A 21647-nucleotide genomic window follows, 5' to 3' on the forward strand; every position below is an offset into this window, starting at 1 on the left:
GACTGCCCCCAGCTTCACCAGACCGCTGCGACGGCCCGGCGGAGAAGGTCTTCCACCTCCACTCGATTGCGTAGCGCCTCGTGGCGCACACCTGTGACAGCGAACCTTGCCCGGTTGCCACCGAAGATTGACTGACGACGGTTTGTGCCATCGAAGATTGACTGCGCAGGTCAAGGATGCCGCGGCCGGTCTGTTTCGATGACATCCAGTGCGACTACGCCCGGCTGTTCCTCGCCCCTTGGACGCCGTTTTGCCGGAGCGGCAACAGGAGTGGCGTGACCGGGCCACGATGGGTGACGTTGGGCCCGTGACCGACAACATCACAGCGGCATCGCCCGCGTCTGACACTTCCTTGCCTGGCGACGGATACGTCGGAGACCCCGCGGTGCGGGCGGAATGGGACAACCGATATGCCGACCGACAACAGCTGTGGAGCGGCCAGCCCAACGGTGCGCTCGTGGCCGAGGTCGCCGGGCTCACGCCCGGGCGGGTGCTCGACGTCGGCTGCGGCGAGGGCGCGGACGCCGTCTGGCTCGCGCGCGGCGGCTGGGACGTGACCGCGCTCGAGGTCTCGGGCGTGGCACTGGAGCGGGCGGCCGGGCACGCGCGGGACGCAGGCGTCGCCGTTCGCTGGGTACACGCCGCGCTGACGGAAGCGGCGCTCCCGCCAGTCTCCTTCGACCTGGTCTCCGCGCAGTATCCAGCCCTGCGGCGCACCCCCGACGCCGCAGCCGAGCGATCGCTGCTCGCAGCCGTAGCGCCCGGCGGCGTGCTGCTGCTCGTGCACCACGCGGGGATGGACACCCAGCAGGCGCACGACAGCGGCTTCGACCCGGCTGACTACGTCTGGCCCTCGATGGTCGCCGCCCTGCTCACCGACGACTGGAAGGTGGAAGTGAACGAGCAGCGACCACGCGTGGCACCCGACGGCAGCGCCGGCGCGCACCATACCGACGACCTGGTGCTGCGTGCGCGACGACTGCGCTGAGCCCCTCCGCTCACAGCAGGGGGATCGCCGAGGTAGGCCCAGCCGCGGACCGCACGGTGACTCACTAGAATTTCAAGATCATCCCGTGGCCCCTTTTGGGCTTACCTCGGCGATCCCCGCATTAGGGTCGGCGGCATGACGACACCCCTTGCCACCAGCGCCTTCGACTCGCTCCGCCTCGACGCCGTGCCCGACCAGGAGACGCTGCGCCAAACCTACGAACTCCCCAACGACGCGGCCGTGCGCAAGCAGATGGCCGAACTCACCGAACAGACCCGGCGGCTGATCGGCTGCTCATCACTGGTCCTGGTCGCCAGCGCGGACGCCGAGGGCAACTGTGACGTCTCCCCGCGCGGCGGCCCCGCCGGGTTCGTCGCCGTCCTGGACGCACGGACGGTGGCGATACCGGACGCGACTGGCAACAAGCGTCTGGATACCCTGCAGAACGTCATCGCCACCGGACGGGCCGGGCTGCTGTTCCTCATCCCGGGGCGCACCACGACGCTCAGGGTGAACGGCCGGGCCTGCGTCTCCACCCGCCCGGAGCTGCTGTCGCAGCTGACCGCCGTGGGCAAGCCGCCGGCCAGTGCGCTGGTGCTGGGGATCGAGGAGGTCTACCCGCACTGCCCCAAGTCGCTCCTGCGCAGCGGAGCCTGGAAGCCGGAGCAGTGGCTGCCGGCGGACGCCCAGCCGACCTCGGCCGAGGTGACGCTGGCCCAGCTGCGGATGCCGGAGCTGACGATCGCGGACATCGAGCAGGCGGAAGCGGACTCGCTGAAGTACCGGTACGAGTAACGAGCCGACCAGCGATTGCCGAACCACCGGGCCTCCCACCGTGAAGGTGGGCACGCGGTTATTGATCACGCGGCGAGCGTGGGTTTAGCGGTTTGGTGTCGGGGTTCGTATTCGTTGGGGCTGAGGTGGCCGTTGACGGAGCGCCGACGGCGAGTGTTGTAGCCGGTCAGCCAGGCGAAGACGGTCCTGCGGCAGGTGTCGGCATCGCCGTAGTCGTGGGCGCCCTGGAGGGTCTCGCGTTTCGTGTTCCTGCAGACGCCGAGGAGCTTCGCAATCGAGGTGACGGTGTTCTCCGGGCTGGCGAGCAGGTGACGGGCGTGGCGTACCTGCTCCTCCGTCATCGCCGGCGGGCGGCCGAGTCGGGCACCGCGGGCGCGGGCGGCGTCTCTGGCCGAATCTCAGTAGTACGTCGGCGAGGGCCTGGGTCCATGACGCAAACCCTTCCCATAGGTGGCTCTCAAAGAGCGTTTCGTCCCGGTGAGGTTGTTTGGTTCGAGGTTCAGGTGTCGCGCCAGTTCGGGGTGGATTCGCGGGTGAGGCGTCGGCTTATGAGGTCGATCATCGCGACGTGGATTATGGCTTCGGAGCGGTGGGGGTGGGTTTCGTAGTCGCGGGCGAGGCGGCGGTGGTGCATCAGCCATCCGAAGGTCCGCTCGACGACGCAGCGTCGGGGGATGACTTTGAATCCTTTGACGCCGGGGGTGCGTTGGACGACTTCGACGTCGATGTCGAGCGTGGCGCCGTGGTCGATGGCTTTGGTGCGGTAGCCGGAGTCGGCCCATGCTTTGGTCACGCGGGGGTTGGTGGTGGCGATGTGGGACATCAGGTGCATGCCTCCGACGTTGTCGGAGACGCTCGCCGCGGTGACCCAGACGGCCAGGAGCAGTCCGAGGGTGTCCACGCCGATGTGGCGCTTGCGGCCTGCGATTTTCTTGCCGGCATCGATGCCCTGGCCGGCCGCGGGCACGTTCGCGGAGGTCTTCACACTCTGCGCGTCCAGCACGCATGCAGTTGGCTCGCCGTCGCGGCCTTCGGCCTCGCGCACCAGGCGACGCAGGAGACCGTTGAGTTGGTCGAAGACACCTTCTTTCTGCCAGCCGGCGAAGTAGCCGTAGACCGTCTCCCACGGCGCGAAGTCATGTGGCAGATATCGCCAGGGAATGCCGGTGCGATCGACGTAGAGGACGGCATCCATGATGCGGCGCAGGTCATGCTCAGGCGGTCGGCCAATGGTCAGGCCCTTGCCTCTGCGCTCGGCCCGCCAAGTGGAGAGCGTGGGTCCGATCAGTTCCCAACGTGCGTCGGAGAGGTCGCTGGGATACGGACGGCGTCGTGTCATGTTTCGGTAGTAGCGTCGAGTAGGCGGTCTCCCCAGGGCGCAAACGGGTTCAAGCGGGGGCGCGTTGGGATCAGACAGGAGCGACCGGTGAGAATCGGCCCTTCGGGAGATGACACCAGTCCCATACGTCACATCGGACTGGTCCGCCTCATGCGCCTCTCGCCAGCTCGCACCCCGAAGCGCCGCCAAACAACCTTGCCGGGACAAAAGCTCTTTCAGACGTTGTCTCATTTGGTGAGTCGGCGGTAGCAAATGAGGGTGCAGGCGATAGCAGTGAAGGCCAGGAAGTGTCCGGCCTTGCGCTCGTAGCAGCGGTGGAGTAGCCGGCAGCCGGCGAGCCAGGCCATGGTGCGCTCGACCGTCCAGCGGTGGCGGCCCTGTCGTGTGGAAGATTTGATGGGGATTCTTGGAAACGACCGGTGTTACTCCTTGCCTCACTTGATCCAGTTCTCAACGACTGGGGAGGGTTGGCAGTTTCACGCCAGCGACAAGCCGGTGCCGCGAGGCTGGTCAGGTGCAGCCCGTGCTCGCGGCCCTGCTCAAGGCTGTACGAGGCTCTTCCGGGCGGACTTACGCCTCTTCCGCGGGAATGGTCGGCCGTGCCGCGTAGCGGCTGCGCATCGCGTCGCTGGCTGCGGGGCCCGCGGTGAAGACATAGGCAGCGCTGTCGTCGAGTCGGCGGCCGGTTTTGGCGTCGACGACGACGGGCTCAACTTCCTCGCCGCTGTGCGCGTCGACGAGGATCATGCTGCGCTCCGTCGGCGTGAGGCGGGCATTGCCCCACGCGGCCAGAGCGACGATCACCGGGCGCAGCGAGCGCCCGAGTTCGGTCAGGACGTACTCATGCCGGACAGGGTTGGTCTGGTAGGGCCGGCGCTCCAGCAGACCGTCGGCGACCAGGGTCTTCAGCCGGGTGGTGAGCATGCTGGAGGAGATGCCCAGGCTCTCCTGGAACTGGTCGAAGCGGGTGTAGCCGTCGAAGGCGTCGTGGAGGATCAGCAGTGTCCACCACTCGCCGACGTGTTCCACCGTCGTGGACAGCGGGCACTCCCGGTCCTCCAGCCTGATCCGGCTTGCCACGGCGACCATCCCCTCAGTTACTGCTAAAGTCGAAGTTAGTAGCTTCTATTTTAGCAGCCAAGACGGGAGCGGCGCCTCGCATACCCGCGCCCGGGAACGGAGCACAACGTGACCACATCCATCAGCGAATCCCTCGAAGGCCGACGCGCTCTCGTCACCGGCGGCACCAAGGGCACCGGAGCCGCGATCGCCCGACGGCTCGCCGAGGCCGGCGCGACCGTGCTGGTCACCGCCCGCAGCCGCCCCGACGACGTCGAGGAGAAGACGTTCATCGCCGCCGACCTGTCCACCGTCCAGGGCGCCGCCCACGTCGCCTCCGAGGTGGACGCCCGCGTGGGAGGCGTCGACATCCTGGTCAACACCCTCGGCGGCTCCGAGGCACCGGCAGGAGGATTCGCCGCGCTCGGCGAGGACGACTGGGCCAGGGAGCTGAACACGAATCTGCTGGCCGCCGTCCGCCTGGACCGCGCCCTCCTCCCATACATGATCGCCAAAGGCAGGGGGGCGGTCGTACACGTCACCTCGATCCAGCGCCGCATGCCGCTGTGGAACGGAACTCTGGCCTACGCCGCCGCCAAGGCCGCCCTGACGACCTACAGCAAGGGCCTGGCCAACGAGGTCGCCCCCCCACGGCGTCCGCGTCAACACCGTCTCACCCGGCTTCGTCCAGACCTCGGCCGCTGACAACCTCGTCGCCCGGATCGCCCACGACGCCGGTATCACCCAGGAAGCGGCGCTGGGCCGGCTCATGGACTCCCTGGGAGGCATCCCGCTCGGCCGTCCCAACCAGCCCGAGGAAGTTGCCGAGCTCGTCGCCTTCCTCGTTTCCGACCGCGCCTCGGCCATCGTCGGCGCCGAACACGTCATCGACGGCGGCACCACCCCCACCGTCTGAACCCGCCACCACCATCAGGAGCGTCATGCACGACAACCAGCCCCGGACCATCACCCCGGACGACCTGCCCGAGGTGATCACCCGCTACCTCACAGCCCACCGCGCCCACGACACCGCCACCGCGGTCACGACGTTCACCGACGACGCCACAGTGATCGACGACGGCAACACCTACCAGGGCAGCGCCGCGATTGAGCGGTGGTTGGACCGATCCGCCACCGAATTCACCTACACCATCCACCTCACGAAAGCTCAGGAGACCGGCAAGGCCCACTACATCGCCACACACCACCTCGAAGGCAACTTCCCCGGCGGCACCATTGATCTCCGCTATCGGTTCACGCTGCGCGACGACCTCATCGAACACCTCGCCATCGAACCCTGAGCCCGCTCCCACACCACCTGTTGCCCACGAGAAAGACCCCACCCACCCCAGGCCGCCCCCTCCCAGCCCTCGTGCCCACCCAGCTACCCGACCAAGAGCCAGCCCTCAAGTTCGGCATCCACCCGCAGATCAGCACTTGCGGGACTGTAAGAAGAACGGCCCTGTCTCATATTCGGTGGTGACGGATCGTGTCGCTATCCGAGGAGGATGCGGTGGCGGAGCAGGGTGAAGCCTGCTCGTCCGTGCATCTGGCGTGCGATCCGCTTGGTCTTGGTGTTGACGCCCTCGGTGGGGCCGTTGCTGTACGGAAGCGTGAGCGCGGCGATCACGGCGTCGCGGTCTCGATCCAGACCGCGGGTGAAAGCGTGCAGATGAGGCAGATCGGCTGTGCGGACCTGGGTGATCCAGGGATCGAGCTGGGCGGCATGTTCTGGGCGAGGAGTCAGGAGTTCGGCGAAGTCGCCGATGCAGGCGGCCAGTTCTGTCATTTCATGGCAGGCGGCGGTGAGCCGGGCCAGAAGATCGCGATACTCGGTCTTGAGGTTGTCCGGCCGGGTGAGGATCATCCGAGCGAGGCGGCGCGGGGAGATGTGGCTGCGGTCGGCGTCCGCACGGCCCTGGTTGATGTACTTGTGCAGGAGGTTGAGGCAGCCGCTGAACCCGAGGGCCTTGATCTCTTCGAAGAGGTGCTGGACGGGGACGCCGGGGTCCTCGGCCCGGCGTTTACGCAGGTGCTCACGGTAGGGATCGACGAGGCTGGCGCGATACTTGGGGACGCGGAGCATGCGCTCGGGCCGATCGGCTCGCGCGTAGCGTTTGACGGTGTTCAGGGCCAGTTCCAGGCGGCGGGCGCATTCGAGCAGGCCCACGCCTTGATCGAGCAGGCCGTGGACCTGGTGCCAGCGTTCCAGGGTCGTCTGCGCGCGGGGTCCCTCGTAGATGGGCGTGCCCAGTATGGTGGCCCAGCAGGTGCTGTGTGCCTTGACCTCGCTCAAGACGGCTTCGCACAGGTTGTGCCACAGATGCCACCGATCACCGACCTGCGTCGCACGGGGCAGGGCACGGCGGATGGCCTCGGCGTAGGTCGCGGAGCCGTCGCGGCACACGACGTCGATGCCCGGATGTTCCCGTAGCCACGCCTCCAGGGTGTCTGCCGTGCGGTCAGGCAGCACGTCTATCCGCTCATGCGTCTCGGCATCGATGATCACGGTGGCGTAGCGGTGACGCCGGCGCAGAGCGAAGTCGTCGACGCCGATCACACGCGGCGTCCGCCCTGCGGGCAGCGGGATGCGCAACAGGGCACGCAGAGCCGTGTGCCGCGAGACGCCCGCCGCGAGTATCGCCAGCAAGCGTGCCCCCGCCCGGCCCGCTAACTCCTTGACCACTGCCTTGACTTGCCTGGTCAGGCGGGTGGTGCGTCGCTGGTATCGGTCCAGGACTCCGGCCACCTGCTCGCGGAAAGTATGTCGGCAGCCGCGAGTGGGGCACACCAGACGCCGCACCCGCACACGGACCACCACCCGTCGGCTGTCGACCGGTACGTCGGCCACCGTCCGCCAGTGGTAGCCGTGCACGCGCCCCGACGACGCCCCGCACACCGGGCAGACCGCCGTGTCCTGCGGCGTTCGTGCCCGCACCACGATCCGCTCGCCCTCGTCACCACATCCTCGATGACCAGCGGGGACAGGCCCGAAAACACCATCTGGACAAGCTCGTTGGCATCCTTCACGTGACTATCAACGACCTTCACGACTCTGCGTCACCACCGAATGTGAGACAGGGCCGTTGATTGGACAGTCCCGAAGCCGCTGGGGTAGTCACAGGGCCGAGGCCGAGGCTGACGGAGCGGAGGACTCTGCACCCCGGCGGTATTCGGCGTTGATGCGCTGGGCTTCTTCGAGCTGGTCTTCGAGGATGACGATGCGGCAGGCGGCCTCGATGGGAGTGCCCTGGTCGACGAGTTCCCGGGCGCGGGCGGCGATGCGCAGCTGGTAGCGGGAGTAGCGCCGGTGTCCGCCCTCGGAACGCAGCGGGGTGATCAGGCGGGCTTCGCCGATGGCACGGAGGAAACCCTGGGTGGTGCCAAGCATCGCGGCGGCCCGGCCCATCGTGTAGGCGGGGTAGTCGTCGTCATCGAGACGGTCGAACGAGTCGTCTGCTGTCATTTGCACCTCTCTGTGGAACACGCTTGAGGGGCCCTGGCGCCATATTGGCACCAAGGCCCCGAAGGAACATCTACACCATCTGCCGACCCTGGAACTGCGTCGGCCTTCTGTGTCCGCCGGCCCGACCTGGAAGTTGTCGGGCTTGCGGGGATCGCGGTTGCTTGACCGGAGACCACCTCACTATCGATGTCCTGCGGTACCCGGGCTCAACACTCCGCCCGGGCGATCCTGATGGCGCTCGTTCCTCCGTTCTTCCCTCGGTATTCGGCTACTTACTAAACGGGGGGACTTGATACTGCTGGTACTGCTCTGCTGCGTGCTGCTCAGTGGCCTGTGACAGCGCCACTGTTCGGCAGCCAGCCCCGTCGCCCATCGTGCATCTGCTCTGGCTTAGAACCCCACTGCCGAACCTCCCGTGCGCGCGCCCGCAGCCGACGCCTTCACCGAGGTACCGCTCACTTAACTTCACTGCTGGGTACGACCAACTGCACTCACGGGAACCGCCCCTGCTGACCGCGGTCCCGCCGGCGGCCCCTGATCACTGCGGGCCACCCGGCCCGGTCGTCAGTCCCGTCGCCGTCCTGCAACGCTCTGGCTTCGGAACTCCACCACCGCACCGTCCTACGCACTGCAACTTCCATACCACTCCCGGCAGTTCGTGCCCGCCGGGCCCTGCTGACTTCTGGCTACGAGAGAAACCATAACCACGCCGCCACCCAATGTCTACTCTGGCCAACACAGATTTTCGCGTGTCTGACGGTGAGGTATTCGTCCCCGAGTAGCGAAGGAGCGAGAGCAAGGCAGTCACCTGCACTGACGACCAAGCTCTTCACACCGATGGCTGCACTGCCGGCCCCGCCCCCGTGGGGGCCTGATCGGAAGCGGCCCGCTCCGCCAGATCCTGGATCACGAAGCACTGCCCGGCCGTAGCCCAAGGCGGGCGCGGTCACGGTGTGCCGATCCGGTCCAGGATTGATGCTCAGGAAGACCCCGGCCGGTCTGGGAGCAATCCGCAGGCACGCCACGCTATGGGTAGCGGGTCAGGCAGGCCGGGGCCGCCGGGCGGAGGTACCCGCCGAGCCCGGCAACGTCATCGCACGCTCCCTCACCTATTCAAACAGCACTGAGCCGCGACGGCGGTCCCCGCGCATTTCCCCTGGACCGGGCAGGGTCAGATGGTCTGGGTGAGATCGGCGCGGCCGAACAGCAGGGCGTATCCGGGCGGGAGTTGGGTGAGGATGCGGTCCAGGAGGGAGGGGCCGGCCAGGTCGCCGATGACGGTGAGCACGACGCCGGTGTCCCAGCGGGCGGTCGCGGGGGTGGCCTCGGTGCGGGCGGACAGGTCCTTGACGAAGCCCCAGCCGGTGAGTGGCTGACACTCGGGGATCTGTCCGGCGAAGACGCGGGCTGCCTCCCCGGGGAGGCAGGCGGCGAGCTCGACGCGTTCGTCGCCGATGAGCTGGCGCCCCAGAACCGTCAGCACGGCACGCATGACGTCCTCGGCCCGCTCCCGGGTGGGATAGGCGCCTTCGTAACGAATCCTCTCCAGCATCTGGCGAAACGTCGCGCCGGGCCGGGCGGCCGGTTCCTGCAGCGGCAGCATGAGGCTGTTGCCTTTCTCGTCCGGGGATCTCAGGGATCTCAGGTGTGCTCGGGGTGGCCGAAGAGGAGGTCGTAGCCCGGGGGCAGTTGGAGCAGGATGCGGTGGGTAAGGTCCTCGCCGGCCGCATCGGCGGCCACGCTCAGCACGGCACTGACGTCCCAGGCCGCGGTCTGTTCGGTGGCTCCCTCGATCCACGCCGCGGTCGCCCGCACGAACCGCTCCGGTGAAAGCGGCTCGGTGGCCTGCAGCGGGTTGAGCAGGATCACGGCGAACGTCTCCGGGAGCCGGGCGGCCAGCTCGGCCCGGACCTCACCCACCAGATGGGCGCCCAGCAGCGCCAGAACGGTGCGCGCAGACCGCTCCGCTTCCCGGGGTGTGGCGTACTGGCCGCGTTCTTGCCCCTGCTCGAGGAATGCGTCCCATCGCATGGCCGCTCAGCCTCTTCTGTCTTGCGAAGTACGGAGGGTGCGGAGGACGGGCCGGGAGGGGGAGATCGACACCCGTCCTCCGCCGTCGGCACGGGCCGGGGAACTGGTTAGGTCACCGCAGCGGCCAAGGGCACCCACGGCGGACGGCCGAAGGTCATCGACGACGACATGCTCACCTTCGCCGTCGCACTCAAGGACAAGGGCGTCCCCGTCCCCGAGATCGCGAAGAAGCTGGTCATCAAGACAGGGAAGAACGCGGGCAAGAACCCCCCGGTCGCCTCGCTCTACCGAGCGCTGGCCGAAGCCGAGGAGGCTGCGGCGGACGACAGCCTGCCGCTGAGGCCCAAGCCCGTCCGCAACCGTCTCCAGGCCCAGTCCCGCCCGAACACGGAGATCCGCAGCTAGACCCCGTGATCAATCTCAGCGCCAACGGCTGTACCGATGTTCCCCAAGGCCGGAGGTGAACATGCGGACCGCCTCATGGGCGATTTCGAAGCGGAGAGCCGCCTTGCGCCGCTGAGCGAGGAGTGGCCTGGTATCCGCCTCCACCGTCCTCCGCCCGCGGTCCGGGAATGGCGTCTCACGCGCGCTCGCTCCACCACCTTCTGTCGGTTGCGCAGCATAGCGAAGACGTCTGGAACTGACGCATGCAGACGTCTTGTCAGTGAATGACACGTCAACTTACTCTGCCGTAAGTAACCAGCGGGTAACCACAGTTCTCCCGTCGCTATTTGGCATGAACGCATCAAGTATGCAGCTCCACACCACGGCTCACGTTCGTAGGTCCTCTTACCTCGTCCCCCCGACCGGCAGGGTCCGGGACGGTCGGCCGCCGATCGGACGGCGGCATCTCCCCCTCCCTTGAAGGAGTTACGCATGCCCACGCCCAGCAGGCGCGCCCTGCTCGCCGGCGCCGCCGGACTCGCAGCCGCCGGCGCCATGTCGCCGACGGCCGCATCACCCGCCTCCGCCGCGCCGACCCGTGTCCGGCTGACCGAAGAAGACCACCGAGTCGTCGTGATCGGATCCGGCTTCGGGGGTGGCGTGGCAGCCCTCCGGCTGGCACAGGCCGGTGTGCAGGTGACCGTCCTGGAACGCGGCCGCCGCTGGCCGACGGGACCGAACGCCGAGACGTTCCCGCATGTCTCTGGGCTCGACAAACGGATGCTCTGGTACGGCACCCTCCCGGCGGCCGTCAGGCCGCTCGCGCGGCTGATCGGCACCCCGCTCGACTTCACTCCCTACACAGGGCTCCTGGAACCCGTGCTCGGCGACAACATCCTGAGCGTCTGCGCGGCCGGGGTCGGCGGTGGATCGCTCGTCTATCAGGGCATGACCCTCCAGCCCTCGGAGCCGGTGTTCAACACCTGGCTGCCCGAACAGCTCGACTACCGGCGCATGGACCGGATCCACTATCCGCGGGTCGCCGCCGTGCTCCGGGTGGCGACAGCGCCCGAGGAACTGATCAGCACCTCCACCTACTACGCGGCCCGGGTGTTCGCCGAGCGGGTGCGCAAGGCCGGATACGACGTCTCGAAGATCCCGATGCCGATCGACTGGGACTACGCCCTGGCCGAACTGCGCGGCGAGATGAAGCCCTCGTACACGAACGGCGACTGCGCACTCGGCGTCAACAACGGCGGCAAGCACTCCGTCGACGTGACCTACCTCCGTCAGGCCGAGGCCACCGGCAAGGTCACCGTGGCGACCCACCACAACGTCACATCCGTGGCGCAGGCCTCCGACGGCCGCTGGGAGGTGCATGTCGATCGCACCGACGACTCGGGACGTGTGCTGGAGCAGAAGATCCTCTCCACCCGTGCCCTGATCATGGCGGCAGGAAGTATCAACACCAGCAAGCTCCTCGTCCGCGCTGGAGCCACTGGCGCCATCCCCGATCTGCCCGACGGGCTCGGTGAGGGCTGGGGCACCAACGGCGACCGGATCTACGCGTGGTCGAACCTTCAGGAGGACTTCGGGAGCGAACAGGGCGGCCCGGTGGTCTTCGGCAGCAAGGCATGGGAGGACCCGGCCACCGCGAACACCGTCATCCAGGCGTCACTCCCGCCGCTGGGCCTCGACACCAGGACGACGATGCTCGTCGGCTTCGGTGTCAGCCCCGACCGCGGCCGGTTCCTGTACAACCCCGCCACCGACACCGTGTCGCTGCACTGGCCCCGAAACGGCGACACCGGCAGTCACCGCACGATCCAGCAGCGGGTTGCCGACATCTCCAAGGGGATCGGTGTGCTGACCGACACGAACTCCCTCGTCAACAGCACCTGGCACCCCCTGGGCGGTGCGCCGATGGGCACGGTGTGCGACCTGGAGGGCCGCGTGCGGGGCCAACGCGGCCTGTACGTGCTCGACGGTGCGCTGATCCCGGGCACGACGGGAGCGTGCAACCCGTCCATGACCATCGCCGCGGTCGCGGAACGGGCGATGGACGCCATCACCGCGCACGACATCGACACATTCATCTGAACTCTCGACGACGAGCGAGGAGCACGCCATGAACCGCAGAGAAGCCCGTTCCCGTTCCGCCCGCACCATCCGCCCCGCCACCCCGTCGACAACACCTCCCACCTGCCGCGGCGTTCCGGCTCGCGTGAGCCTGCTGGCCGGCGTCGTAGCAGGCGCCGTGTGCGTGGGCCTGTCGACGGCACCGGCCTCGGCATCCACCGCGGAGCCCGTCGTGTCCCGCGGCGTCACCATCCCCACGTTCTACAACCCGCCGACCGAACTGCCCGCCGCCAACGGCACGTTGATCCGTACCGAGTCGATGCCGCTCGGGCTCAGCATTCCCGGCCTGGACGGCCGCCCCATGCCGGGCACCGCGACCCGCTTGATGTACAAGTCCACCGACTCCGCCGGGCAGCCCGTCGCGGTGACCGGGGCCTACATCGAGCCCTCGACCACCTGGAAGAAGCCCGGGCCGCGCCCCCTGGTGGCCGTGGCCTCGGGCACCATGGGCCAGGGTGACCAGTGCGCGCCCTCGTTCGCGCTGCAACATCCGCTGACCCTCAACGGCAACACCGTGTCCGTGGGCTACGAGGCCCTCGCCATCTACCGGATCCTGGCCACCGGGGCAGCAGTGGTCATCACCGACTACGTCGGCCTAGGCGCCACCGACCGCCTTCACACCTACGTCAACCGGCTCGACCAGGGGCACGCCCTGTTGGACGCGGCCCGCGCAGCCCGTGTCGTCCCCGGGGCGTCAGTCACCACGGACTCCCCGACCGGCCTGTACGGCTACAGCCAGGGCGGCGGCGCCAGCGCGGCCGCCGCCGAACTCCAGCCCTCCTACGCCCCCGACGTACAACTTGCCGGAACCTACGCCGGCGCTCCACCCGCGAACCTGACGTCAGTCATCAAGGGCATCGACGGCAGCGCACTGGCCGGGGCGCTGGCCTGGTCGATCAACGGCTTCGCCCAAGCCGACCCCGACCTGCGAACCGTCGTGGAAGCCAACGTCAGCGACGCGGGCAGGGCCGCGCTCGAGGACGCGTCAACCATGTGTGTCGGCGACGCGCTGTTCGGCCTCGGCTTCACGCGCAGCAGCACCTGGACCAGCAACGGCAAGTCCATCGGGGACATCATCGCCACAGACCCCCGAGCGAAGGCCGCCCTGGACAAGCAGCGCATCGGCACACATGAGCCGGCCGGACCGGTGCGGGTGGCCACCGGTGTCCAGGACGACATCGTGCCCCACTCGCAGGTCCGACAACTGGCCGTGGACTGGTGCGCCAAGGGTGCCGACGTGACCTACGAGGCCATCAATCTTCCCAACCTCGGCGACAAGATCCTCACCAACCACCTCGTGCCTCTCATCACCGACCAGGGTGACGCGATCTCCTGGCTGACGGACCGGCTCTCCGGCAAGCCGGCCACCTCCAACTGCCAAACGTTGCCCCTCCAGCCCTGACGCGCCCCCCTTCTGCCGGGACAGCGGCCTCCGGCGGAAGGGGGCCTCCCCACAACGAACCGTATGGGGAAGCCCACGCTGCGGATGTCGGCAGCAGAGGCCACATCGACCTCACCGAGTGGCCGGGCACCATCATCGCGCCCCACTGGCAACGCGCCACCGCCGGCCACCAGAATCACGTCATGGACGCAGGACTTGCAGGACGACGCGCGTCTTCGGGCTCGGCATGGTGACGGCGGCCGACCTGAGTGGCGTCGTACCCCACACCCCCGCAGCCGGCTGGACCGTGGCTGCGGCCACGATTGCGACGCTGCTTCGAGGCTGCATCCGCTGGGGCAGGTAGCGATGCCCAGTGGGGGCGCGTAAGGTCCGGCCGCCCCCACCTGCCCCGCCCAAGGTCTTGGGTTCGGGTGGGGCGGGCGTGTTCACCTCATTGGGAGGCCGGGCCGGTCAGCCGTCGGTTCCTGCAACGTCGCCGCCCCCGGTGCCGCCGCAGGGCGAATCCGTCGGCTGCTCCGTCGGCTGCTCCGTCGGCTGCTCCACGGGCGGCGCGGTGGACTCGATCGGCACCTCGGTCGGCATGCCGGGATAGTTCGTGTCGCCCTCGGAGCGCATGCCTGCTCGGAAGCAGGACGGAGGCGACGTCGGCGGCTGACTCGTCGGCGGGCGGGACGTCGGCGGGGGACTCGTCGGGCCGGAGCTGCCACTGCTGCCGAACACGGGGTGCCGTTAACGACCGTGTCACCAGCCCCAAACGAGCTCACGGCCTCTCGGCAGCTGTGATGCGGGTGGCGTAGACCCGGTGAGCCTTGCGCTCGGCGGAACCGGCGGTATCAGCAGCGAGGGCGGCGGCCTGCTGCAGCGCGGTGCGGTGGAGTTCGAGCGGTGCGGTGATCCGGAGGGAGTGGCCCTGGCCGCGGCGGATGGTCCGGCCGGAGGCGAGCGCAGTGCGGACGGTCTCGTCGCCGTCGGCGAGTAGGTGGTCGGCGAGCAGGCCGGGCAGGTCGAGGTGATCCCCGGATCCGGCTGCTGTCAGGCGGCCGGGTCCGGGAGGACGTCGAGCTGCTCGGGCAGTTCACGGGCTCCGGCGGCGTCCAGGACGCGGCGGATCGTCTTCGGGTCGACTTGGTGCTGCCGGGCGAGGGCCGGCTCGCCGCGCTCGCCCCGCTGGACTACCGGCGCGGCTTCCACGGACCTCCCTACCTGAGCCTGGTCGGGCCCGCTCCCGCACCAACCCTTCTCCTGGAGCACGTCCCAGAACCAAAGCAGGCCAAGAACCGCATGCACCTTGACCTCGACTTTGGCACCGCAGACCTGGCGTCCGAGGTCAATCGCCTCGAACGGCTCGGCGCTGCGAATCTCTCTGAAGAACTCAGCGGACACGGCTTTCGTTGGATCGTCGTTGCCGACCCGGAGGACAACGAGTTCTGCGTATTCAATCCCCCGAACAGCACGAACGTTGCGGAGTAGTTACGAGGTCGGGCTGAGGTTCCAATAGCAAGAAGCCCGGGATCGTCACGTGGTCTGCCGCGACTCCCTGCGCGAGCAGCTCGGGGGCGCGTCGGCGGCGGCCAGGGCCTCGGCGGCCGCGGCCGGGTCGGTGCAGGCGGCCCGGGCGAGCGGCGCCCACGCCTGGGTGGTGGGCGAGGCGATGAACCCCGCGGAGGGCGTCCCGTAGATCGAGGCGGCGAGCGCGATCAGGGTCCGCCGCTGCTCGGTGCGGAGCTTCGACGGCCGCCAACGCCGTCCACCGGCATGACCTCACCACTCCAGCAACCGCCGGCCAAGATGCCGACAACGCAGGGCAGCCCAGAGTCCGTCCGCCAGGCGGGAGATGGGCTGGCTTCGTAACCGAGAACCGACACCATGTGTTGACGGGTTTGGGCAGCACTTGTTGATCACAGGGCCGGGAAATGTCGGTGAGAAGTGACACCGCTGCCGGGGTGGGCGGGGCCTGATCCTCGACAGGACAGGATCAGGCCCTCCGGCGCGTCTCTGCATATGTCACCGGCGGACACAGACATCTTCTCGCTCACGGTGTGGACGCCCCCTTGACACCCCGAGTGCCCCATAGGCAAGGTCTTGATCATGAATGCTTCCGCTGATCGCCCGTGCGCGTCCTCCGCGCTGGTGGAGCGGCGCCATGTCGATCTGTGCCGGCAGTCCAGCGCCATCTGTCGCTGATCCCGCAGATCTCTCTCGTCTTTCTGGCCTTTCGCAGGCTCCTCCTGCTTCGTGCCGCGCGCCTACGTACTTATGCGCGTCCGCGCGCACTGACGGGTCGGCCTCCACCCTCGCGCGCTCCACCTACGTTCTCAAGGAACACTAATGTCCTATATGCCGCGCATACCTGACACCTCCCCCTTGTCCTCCGAAGCCATCACGCCCGCCGACGCCCGTGACGGCATCTCCCGGCGCCTGTTCGGCGGGCTCGTCGGCGGTGGCGCCCTGACCGCTGTGGCCGCACCGGCTGCGGCTGCGTCGGGCACGACCGAGACAGGCACAGCCGTGTCCGGCACGACCACCTCCGGCGCCACCGAGGAGAAGCCCTTCCGGGCCCGCGCGGGCGCAGGGCACGGCCGCCGGCCGAACCTGCTGGTCATCCTCGGCGACGACCTCGGCTGGGCCGACCTGTCGTCGTACGGCGCACCGCACATCAAGACCCCCAACCTGGACCGCCTCGCCCGGGAGGGTGTGCGTTTCACCGACTCGTACTCGGGCTCGGCGACCTGCTCCCCGACCCGGTTCAGCCTGTACACCGGCCGCTACCCGGGCCGTACGAAGGGTGGACTCGCCGAACCTGTCGGCGACAAGTCCCAGGGGCTCGACCCCAACCACCCCACTCTCGCCTCCCTGTTGAAGGCGGCGGACTACTCGACCGCGCTCATCGGCAAGTGGCACTGCGGCTGGCTGCCGGACTACAGCCCCACCAAGTCCGGTTGGGACGAGTTCTTCGGCAACTTCGGCGGCGCACTGGAGTACTTTTCCAAGCTCGGGCAGCTCGGCGACTACGACCTCTACGAGGGCGACGCGACCTACAAGGACCTGCGCTACTACACGACGGTCCTGACCGAGCGGGCCGTGGAGTACGTCAGCCGCGACCACGACAAGCCGTGGCTGCTCAACCTCAACTTCACCACCCCGCACTGGCCCTGGCTCGCCGAGGACGACGCGAAGACCGCGGCGGAGATCGCCGCGAAGATACGCGCGGCGAGCAACCAGGGGCAGGTCCTGAGCGCGCTGCTCCACAACGACGGCGGTTCTGTCGAGAAATACGCGGAGATGGTCGAGAGCCTCGACGCCGCGGTCGGCGAAGTGCTGGCGGCGCTGCGGCGTTCCGGGCAGGAGGAGAACACGCTGGTGCTGTTCGCCAGTGACAACGGGGGCGAGCGCTTCTCCCACAACTGGCCGCTCAGCGGCAACAAGTCCCAGCTGCTGGAGGGCGGCATCCGCGTGCCGGCCATCGTGCGCTGGCCTGCTCGGATCGACACGCACCAGGTCAGCCACGAGCCCAACTTCTCCCCCGACTGGACCGCCACCTTCCTCGAACTGGCCGGCGCCCGGCCCCACCCCGCGTACCCGCTGGACGGCACGAGCCTCGCCGGCTACCTGCTGCGGGGCGAGGAGCTGCCCGAGCGCGAGCTGTTCTGGCGCGTACGGGCCAACCGGGCGCTGCGGCGTGGCGACTGGAAGTACTACCAGGACGCGAGCGGCAAGGACCACCTGTACAACCTCGCCCAGGACTCCCGTGAGCAGGCCGATCTGGCACCGGACCGGCCGGAGCTGCTCGCGGAGCTCAAGACGTCCTGGGAGAAGACGGCCGCGGAGCTGCTTCCGTATCCAGCGGCAGGATGACGCCGTCTTCTCGGGCTCGATGGGACCGGTCAGGCATCTGGCCGCTCCCCCGATGCGACATCTCGGATCACGGGGGGGGTTCCTCCAGGACGCACAGCACGTTCCCGGCAAAATCGGTGAACCATGCGATCAGCGGGAGCGGCCGCCGCCTCCACCTGCGCCCCGCCCAGCCAGCTGAACAGCAGCCCCCAACCACCCACAACCCGAGGAACCTTGGAGAACCCGACCACCGCGCCGGGCTCTCACCCATGCCCACCCACCAGCACCATCCCAAACGCACCCGCCCAGTTACTCAGCAGCAGCAAGTGAAACGGCGAGGTTAGCGCCTCGCGGTCGACCCGCCATCCGCCCGCCTCACCATCAACAAGTACCAAGAACTTCGCCCTGGCAGGTATCTCTCACCCGGCTCCGCCAGTCAGCCCGGCATCGTCGGACTGAGGTTGGAAAAGGCTGTGTCCTGCCCGTCAGGAGCCTCGCGAATACGCAACACCTCAACATGCGCGCCTACCAGTCCCGGGGCCAGTGGAGCGCGAACGTTTTCGGTGCTGCGATCTGGGCTTCGCGAAGGGGTGCCATCAATTGGGGTCGGTCGGCCACCGATGGGCCCACGGCGCCGCCCGCTCGAACGCGGCGGCCACGCCCAGGACTTGGGCGTCCGCCAGATGCCGTCCGACGATGTGCAGGCCGACCGGCAGCCCGTCCCGGGTCCAGCCTGCGGGAACACTCACCGCGGGCTGGCCCGTCAGGTTGGCGGGGAAGGTGAAGCCGGTCCAGGCCGTGTCGGGGACCTTCCGGCCGTCGATGACTGTCGGGCCCTGGATACCCACCTCGAACGCCGGCACCGCCGTCGTCGGTGTGACCAGCACGTCGTACGTCGACATGAGGCGTGCCGTCCGGTTGACGACAGCCTTGCGGACCATGTTGGCGTCGGTGAACTCCTCGGCCGTCCAACGTCGTTGCATCATCGTCACCAGGTGCGGCGACATGCGTGCGCCGTGTTCCCCGATCAGGCGACGCATACCGGTCAGGTCGGTCTCGGCGGCGATGAGGGCAGCGAACGCCTCGGCAGGGTCGCCCCACCCGGGGTCGACCGCCTCCACACGGCAGCCCAGATCCTTCTCCAGGACTCCCACCGCCTCGCCCACCACACGGCGTACCTCGGGGTCGACCGCGAGGTACCCCAGGTCGGCGCTGTAGGCGACGCGCAGCCCGGCCACGCCGCCGTCCGCAGGAACCTCGGTCCAGTCCACGTCACCGCACGGGATCGAGTGCCGGTCACGCGGATCCGGCCCCGCCAGGACCGACATCATCAGCGCCGCGTCGGCGACCGTGCGGGTCAGCGGGCCGATGTGCTCCAAGGATTCCCAGCCCGACACCCCAGCGAAGCGCTCGTCCCGGCAGCCCGGCCACACCGGCACCCGCCCCATCGCCGCCTTGAACCCCACCAGACCGCAGTGCGCGGCAGGCACCCGCACCGACCCGCCCCCGTCCGAACCCAACGCCACCGGCCCCAGCGCCGCCGCCACCGCCGCCGCAGAACCCGCACTCGAACCCCCCGGCGTGAGCTGGATGTTCCACGGATTACGCGTCGCCGGAAACAACGGATTGTGCCCCACCGCGCTGTAACCGAACTCGGTGGCATTCGTCTTGCCCAGCACCACCGCCCCCGCCGCCACCACCCGCTCGACCACCACATCGTCCTCGTCCGGCACGAAGTCCTCGTACGCCGGCGAACCCGACGTCGTACGAATCCCCCGCGTCGTAATCAGGTCCTTCACTCCGACCGGCACACCCGCCAGCGGACCCACGTCCTCACCTCGCGCCAACCGCTCACCGATGCGACGGGCGCTGTCGCGGGCGAGGTCGGGGACGGGTGTGCAATAGGCGTTCAGAGTCGCGTCGACGTCTCCCATACGATCGAGTACCGCGTCGACGGCCTCGAGCGGGGAGACCTCCAGCTTCCTGATGCGGATGGCGAGTTCAGTGGCGGGAAGGCGGCAGAGTTCGTCGCGGGCTGCGCGATCCATGCGAGTGTCCTCCTCAAGTGGGTTGCAGGGTCTTCGGGTGGGTGCGAATTACGCCGCCTGGGCGACGGGTGCCGGTGCCGGGCGCTCCACGGCCATGTAGACCCCGCAGGCGATGACCATGCCGATGACCGCGTCGACGGAGCCCGGCAGCAGGTGGTGTGCCAGTGTCGCGGCGCCGGCGCCTGCCGCCCAGGCAACGAGTGCGGACATGCGGTAGGCGCGCGAGGCGCGGCCGGCCGTACGGCGGCGCAGGAACACCTGATCGGTGATGAGGACGGCGCCGATGGGCGGCACGAAGATCCCGAGCAGGTTCAGCCAGTCGAGAAACAGGCTCCACACTCCGGTCAGCGCTGCCGCGAGACCGAGCACACTGAGGGCGATCGCGAGCGGGCGCATGCGGAGCGGGGTGATCGCCGACCAGCCCACGGCGCCGTTGTACAGGCAGTGCGAGGCGACCGAGCCGAGGTTGACGAAGACGAACAGGACCGCGACGGCGGTCAGCAGCGGTCCGTGGCCGGTGAGCAGGCCGAGGAACCCGCCGCCGTTGACCGCGGGGTCGACGGCTCCGCCGACCGCCACGACGAGCCCGCCGATCAGATACGAGACGCTGTTGGCGAAGGGGAACGCGCAGCTCGCCGCGGCGACCGCGGCCCGCCCGCTCTTGGCCCAGCGGGTGAAGTCGGCGGTCATCGTGCCCGAGTCGGAGAATCCGGCGACGACGATGCTGGTCGCGGCGGCGAAGGACAAGGTGTGCCCGACGCCTTCGTACGAGAGGGCGGAGCCCAGCGAGGCGCCGCCGTCGCCGAGCGCGAACCAGACAGCGACGCCCGCCAGGACGACAAAGAGTGGCGTGGCGACGAGTCCGATCAGCGACAGGGCACGGATCCCGATCACGGTCAGGACCGTATAGAACACACCTCCGACGAGGGCCCCGAGCAACGGCGTCCATCCCAGGGCCTCTTGGAGCGTGGTCCCGCTCAGGCCGATCTGGAAGGAATACCAGCCGATGACGACGGTGGAGAGGAATCCCGCCGGGATGCGGGCGCCGAGCGTGCCGAACGTGCGGGCCGCCTGGTGCGAGAAGTTCTCGCCGGTGCGCCCCGCGAGCCAGCTGAGCGCACCGACGTAACCGAAGAGCACCAGGTTGCCGAGGAGAATCGCGGCCGCGCCCGTGAGAAAGCCGAGGTTGTAGACGATAACGCCGCCGAAGACGGCGTTGCCGAGGTTCATCGGGAAGCCGAACCAGACGGAGGAGACGGAAAGCAATCCGCGCCGCGCGTGCGTGGGCACCGGCTCGTGCTCGTACTCCTCGCCCAGCGGTCCGGTCTCGATGTGCTGCTGCTTCCGGTCTGTGCTGCTCGTGGTCGTGGTCACAGGCCCTCCCAGATTTTGGTATACCGTCGCGTGGCTTGGACGGTAGGTTCCGGGTGTTTCGGCCGAAGACACAGTGCGTTACGGGAACGGGACGCGACAGGCGGACATCCCGCCCCGTCCGTGCACGGGGTCAGTGCCCCGCGCGCGGCTGCCTGCGGCCGCCCTCACCCCGTCGCCCCAAACAGGCGTGGGGCAACGGGCTGCCGTCGCCGGGGCGCTGAGCAGGCGGTCCTCGGCCGCTTCTATGCGGCAGGGGCCGCCCCAGCGCTGGATAGTGGGAGCCTAGGGGGCCTGTATGGAGACGTCGCAGCAGCCTTAAACCGCTACCCTCCCATCGCCGAACACGGCCTGGTTGGCCACCTGCAGACCGCCGCGCTCGTCTCGTCGCAGGGCGTCGTCGACTGATTCGCCGCTCCCCGGTTCGACTCGCCCAGCATCTTCGCCGCCCTGCTCGAACACCACGGCGGCGGGTACAAGCGGTTGTCCCCCGAGCACCCCGACACGACCTGCCAGCAGCTCTGCTACCCCGAAACCGCCTTTCTGGTGACTCGGTTCCTGCCGGAGGACGACGTGGGCGAAGTGCACAACTTCATGCCTCCGGACCCCAGACCCGCACGGCCACCGCCTGCGCGGGCCGACTGGGTGAACTCACCCGCTTTCTCAGTTGGTTGGGGAGTCATGGACTCGCCAGTCTGGAACAGATCGATACGCGGCTTTGTACCCGGCCCACCGTCGCTACGTGCTCGACGAGCACGGCGCTGTCGTCGGCGAGCGGAACCACGGAACCA

At 68.6% G+C, this 21647-nt stretch carries 21 protein-coding genes and 3 pseudogenes; 12 read left to right on the top strand and 12 right to left on the bottom strand.

What is annotated here, in order from left to right; all coding sequences use genetic code 11:
* The first annotated feature begins 307 nt into the window (after positions 1-307).
* Both ACWIGU_RS37705 and ACWIGU_RS37710 read left to right on the top strand, forming a co-directional pair.
* Positions 308-988 (top strand): class I SAM-dependent methyltransferase, encoded by a 681-nt coding sequence (locus tag ACWIGU_RS37705; protein WP_454406194.1) that lies wholly within the window; start codon positions 308-310, stop codon positions 986-988.
* Positions 989-1123: 135 nt separating this feature from the next.
* Positions 1124-1783: an MSMEG_1061 family FMN-dependent PPOX-type flavoprotein gene (locus tag ACWIGU_RS37710; RefSeq protein WP_454406195.1), complete on the top strand. Its 660-nt coding sequence runs from the start codon at positions 1124-1126 to the stop codon at positions 1781-1783.
* A gap of 65 nt (positions 1784-1848) precedes the next feature.
* Here the strand turns inward: ACWIGU_RS37710 and ACWIGU_RS37715 are convergent, their stop codons facing one another.
* From ACWIGU_RS37715 to ACWIGU_RS37730, 4 genes and pseudogenes are all read right to left on the bottom strand, one after another.
* Positions 1849-2124 (bottom strand): hypothetical protein, encoded by a 276-nt coding sequence (locus tag ACWIGU_RS37715; protein WP_454406197.1) that lies wholly within the window; start codon positions 2122-2124, stop codon positions 1849-1851.
* A 158-nt stretch (positions 2125-2282) separates the two neighbouring features.
* Positions 2283-3122 carry an IS5 family transposase gene (locus ACWIGU_RS37720; protein ID WP_454406198.1) on the bottom strand — a complete coding sequence of 280 codons (840 nt, stop codon included), beginning with the start codon at positions 3120-3122 and terminating at the stop codon, positions 2283-2285.
* 227 nt (positions 3123-3349) lie between these two features.
* Positions 3350-3541, bottom strand: a pseudogene (locus ACWIGU_RS37725) (transposase); the annotation flags it as partial.
* Positions 3542-3692: 151 nt separating this feature from the next.
* Positions 3693-4211: a winged helix-turn-helix transcriptional regulator gene (locus ACWIGU_RS37730; RefSeq protein WP_454406199.1), complete on the bottom strand. Its 519-nt coding sequence runs from the start codon at positions 4209-4211 to the stop codon at positions 3693-3695.
* 99 nt (positions 4212-4310) lie between these two features.
* Here ACWIGU_RS37730 and ACWIGU_RS37735 point away from each other — a divergent pair.
* Positions 4311-5097, top strand: a pseudogene (locus tag ACWIGU_RS37735) (SDR family oxidoreductase).
* A 25-nt stretch (positions 5098-5122) separates the two neighbouring features.
* Entirely contained in the window at positions 5123-5482 is a 360-nt protein-coding gene (locus tag ACWIGU_RS37740; RefSeq protein WP_454406200.1) for a nuclear transport factor 2 family protein, read from the top strand.
* Between the two features lie 194 nt (positions 5483-5676).
* On the opposite strand, the pseudogene ACWIGU_RS37745 reads toward ACWIGU_RS37740, so the two are convergent.
* The 4 genes and pseudogenes from ACWIGU_RS37745 to ACWIGU_RS37760 all read right to left on the bottom strand — a co-directional run bounded on the left by ACWIGU_RS37745 (position 5677) and on the right by ACWIGU_RS37760 (position 9678).
* Positions 5677-7184: pseudogene (locus ACWIGU_RS37745) on the bottom strand (ISL3 family transposase).
* A 115-nt stretch (positions 7185-7299) separates the two neighbouring features.
* On the bottom strand, positions 7300-7647 hold the full coding sequence (locus ACWIGU_RS37750) for a MerR family transcriptional regulator (RefSeq protein ID WP_454406201.1): 348 nt from the start codon (positions 7645-7647) through the stop codon (positions 7300-7302).
* Positions 7648-8818: 1171 nt separating this feature from the next.
* Positions 8819-9250: a DUF2267 domain-containing protein gene (locus ACWIGU_RS37755; RefSeq protein WP_454406202.1), complete on the bottom strand. Its 432-nt coding sequence runs from the start codon at positions 9248-9250 to the stop codon at positions 8819-8821.
* A gap of 38 nt (positions 9251-9288) precedes the next feature.
* On the bottom strand, positions 9289-9678 hold the full coding sequence (locus ACWIGU_RS37760) for a DUF2267 domain-containing protein (RefSeq protein WP_454406204.1): 390 nt from the start codon (positions 9676-9678) through the stop codon (positions 9289-9291).
* 168 nt (positions 9679-9846) lie between these two features.
* On the opposite strand from ACWIGU_RS37760, the gene ACWIGU_RS37765 reads away from it, so the two are divergent.
* The 3 genes from ACWIGU_RS37765 (at position 9847) to ACWIGU_RS37775 (ending at position 13603) form a co-directional block, all read left to right on the top strand.
* On the top strand, positions 9847-10083 hold the full coding sequence (locus ACWIGU_RS37765) for a hypothetical protein (RefSeq protein WP_454406205.1): 237 nt from the start codon (positions 9847-9849) through the stop codon (positions 10081-10083).
* A 471-nt stretch (positions 10084-10554) separates the two neighbouring features.
* A complete protein-coding gene (locus tag ACWIGU_RS37770) occupies positions 10555-12162 on the top strand; it encodes a GMC oxidoreductase (protein ID WP_454406207.1) in 1608 nt (535 codons plus the stop codon).
* A gap of 28 nt (positions 12163-12190) precedes the next feature.
* Positions 12191-13603, top strand: coding sequence for a lipase family protein (locus tag ACWIGU_RS37775; protein WP_454406209.1), 1413 nt, complete (start codon positions 12191-12193; stop codon positions 13601-13603).
* 450 nt (positions 13604-14053) lie between these two features.
* Here ACWIGU_RS37775 and ACWIGU_RS37780 read toward each other — a convergent pair whose 3' ends face one another.
* Complete coding sequence (locus ACWIGU_RS37780; protein ID WP_454406211.1) at positions 14054-14218, bottom strand: hypothetical protein; 165 nt, start codon at positions 14216-14218, stop codon at positions 14054-14056.
* 187 nt (positions 14219-14405) lie between these two features.
* Between ACWIGU_RS37780 and ACWIGU_RS37785 the strand changes: the two genes are divergently transcribed.
* Complete coding sequence (locus ACWIGU_RS37785; protein ID WP_454406212.1) at positions 14406-14582, top strand: hypothetical protein; 177 nt, start codon at positions 14406-14408, stop codon at positions 14580-14582.
* Between the two features lie 53 nt (positions 14583-14635).
* Here ACWIGU_RS37785 and ACWIGU_RS37790 read toward each other — a convergent pair whose 3' ends face one another.
* Entirely contained in the window at positions 14636-14794 is a 159-nt protein-coding gene (locus ACWIGU_RS37790) for a hypothetical protein (RefSeq protein WP_454406546.1), read from the bottom strand.
* Here ACWIGU_RS37790 and ACWIGU_RS37795 point away from each other — a divergent pair.
* The 4 genes from ACWIGU_RS37795 (at position 14732) to ACWIGU_RS37810 (ending at position 17458) form a co-directional block, all read left to right on the top strand.
* Entirely contained in the window at positions 14732-15073 is a 342-nt protein-coding gene (locus tag ACWIGU_RS37795) for a VOC family protein (protein ID WP_454406213.1), read from the top strand. The genes ACWIGU_RS37790 and ACWIGU_RS37795 overlap by 63 nt on opposite strands.
* Positions 15074-15122: 49 nt before the next feature.
* Positions 15123-15281 (top strand): hypothetical protein, encoded by a 159-nt coding sequence (locus ACWIGU_RS37800; RefSeq protein WP_454406215.1) that lies wholly within the window; start codon positions 15123-15125, stop codon positions 15279-15281.
* Positions 15282-15691: 410 nt separating this feature from the next.
* Entirely contained in the window at positions 15692-15787 is a 96-nt protein-coding gene (locus tag ACWIGU_RS37805) for a putative leader peptide (protein WP_385199559.1), read from the top strand.
* Positions 15788-15940: 153 nt separating this feature from the next.
* Entirely contained in the window at positions 15941-17458 is a 1518-nt protein-coding gene (locus tag ACWIGU_RS37810) for a sulfatase family protein (RefSeq protein WP_454406216.1), read from the top strand.
* A 575-nt stretch (positions 17459-18033) separates the two neighbouring features.
* Here ACWIGU_RS37810 and ACWIGU_RS37815 read toward each other — a convergent pair.
* Positions 18034-19485 (bottom strand): amidase, encoded by a 1452-nt coding sequence (locus ACWIGU_RS37815; protein WP_454406218.1) that lies wholly within the window; start codon positions 19483-19485, stop codon positions 18034-18036.
* Positions 19486-19533: 48 nt separating this feature from the next.
* Complete coding sequence (locus tag ACWIGU_RS37820) at positions 19534-20859, bottom strand: purine-cytosine permease family protein (RefSeq protein WP_454406220.1); 1326 nt, start codon at positions 20857-20859, stop codon at positions 19534-19536.
* Positions 20860-21647 lie beyond the last annotated feature (788 nt).

The sequence above is a fragment of the Streptomyces sp. NPDC055400 genome (assembly GCF_053644375.1).

What these genes read in the sequence shown, in the direction of transcription:
- ACWIGU_RS37710 (WP_454406195.1), top strand. Translation starts at nt 1,124, where the DNA reads ATGACGACACCCCTTGCCACCAGCGCCTTCGACTCGCTCCGCCTCGAC.
- ACWIGU_RS37715 (WP_454406197.1), bottom strand. Translation starts at nt 2,124, where the DNA reads ATGACGGAGGAGCAGGTACGCCACGCCCGTCACCTGCTCGCCAGCCCG.
- ACWIGU_RS37720 (WP_454406198.1), bottom strand. Translation starts at nt 3,122, where the DNA reads ATGACACGACGCCGTCCGTATCCCAGCGACCTCTCCGACGCACGTTGG.
- ACWIGU_RS37730 (WP_454406199.1), bottom strand. Translation starts at nt 4,211, where the DNA reads ATGGTCGCCGTGGCAAGCCGGATCAGGCTGGAGGACCGGGAGTGCCCG.
- ACWIGU_RS37740 (WP_454406200.1), top strand. Translation starts at nt 5,123, where the DNA reads ATGCACGACAACCAGCCCCGGACCATCACCCCGGACGACCTGCCCGAG.
- ACWIGU_RS37750 (WP_454406201.1), bottom strand. Translation starts at nt 7,647, where the DNA reads ATGACAGCAGACGACTCGTTCGACCGTCTCGATGACGACGACTACCCC.
- ACWIGU_RS37755 (WP_454406202.1), bottom strand. Translation starts at nt 9,250, where the DNA reads ATGCTGCCGCTGCAGGAACCGGCCGCCCGGCCCGGCGCGACGTTTCGC.
- ACWIGU_RS37760 (WP_454406204.1), bottom strand. Translation starts at nt 9,678, where the DNA reads ATGCGATGGGACGCATTCCTCGAGCAGGGGCAAGAACGCGGCCAGTAC.
- ACWIGU_RS37765 (WP_454406205.1), top strand. Translation starts at nt 9,847, where the DNA reads ATGCTCACCTTCGCCGTCGCACTCAAGGACAAGGGCGTCCCCGTCCCC.
- ACWIGU_RS37770 (WP_454406207.1), top strand. Translation starts at nt 10,555, where the DNA reads ATGCCCACGCCCAGCAGGCGCGCCCTGCTCGCCGGCGCCGCCGGACTC.
- ACWIGU_RS37775 (WP_454406209.1), top strand. Translation starts at nt 12,191, where the DNA reads ATGAACCGCAGAGAAGCCCGTTCCCGTTCCGCCCGCACCATCCGCCCC.
- ACWIGU_RS37780 (WP_454406211.1), bottom strand. Translation starts at nt 14,218, where the DNA reads ATGCGCTCCGAGGGCGACACGAACTATCCCGGCATGCCGACCGAGGTG.
- ACWIGU_RS37805 (WP_385199559.1), top strand. Translation starts at nt 15,692, where the DNA reads ATGAATGCTTCCGCTGATCGCCCGTGCGCGTCCTCCGCGCTGGTGGAG.
- ACWIGU_RS37810 (WP_454406216.1), top strand. Translation starts at nt 15,941, where the DNA reads ATGCCGCGCATACCTGACACCTCCCCCTTGTCCTCCGAAGCCATCACG.
- ACWIGU_RS37815 (WP_454406218.1), bottom strand. Translation starts at nt 19,485, where the DNA reads ATGGATCGCGCAGCCCGCGACGAACTCTGCCGCCTTCCCGCCACTGAA.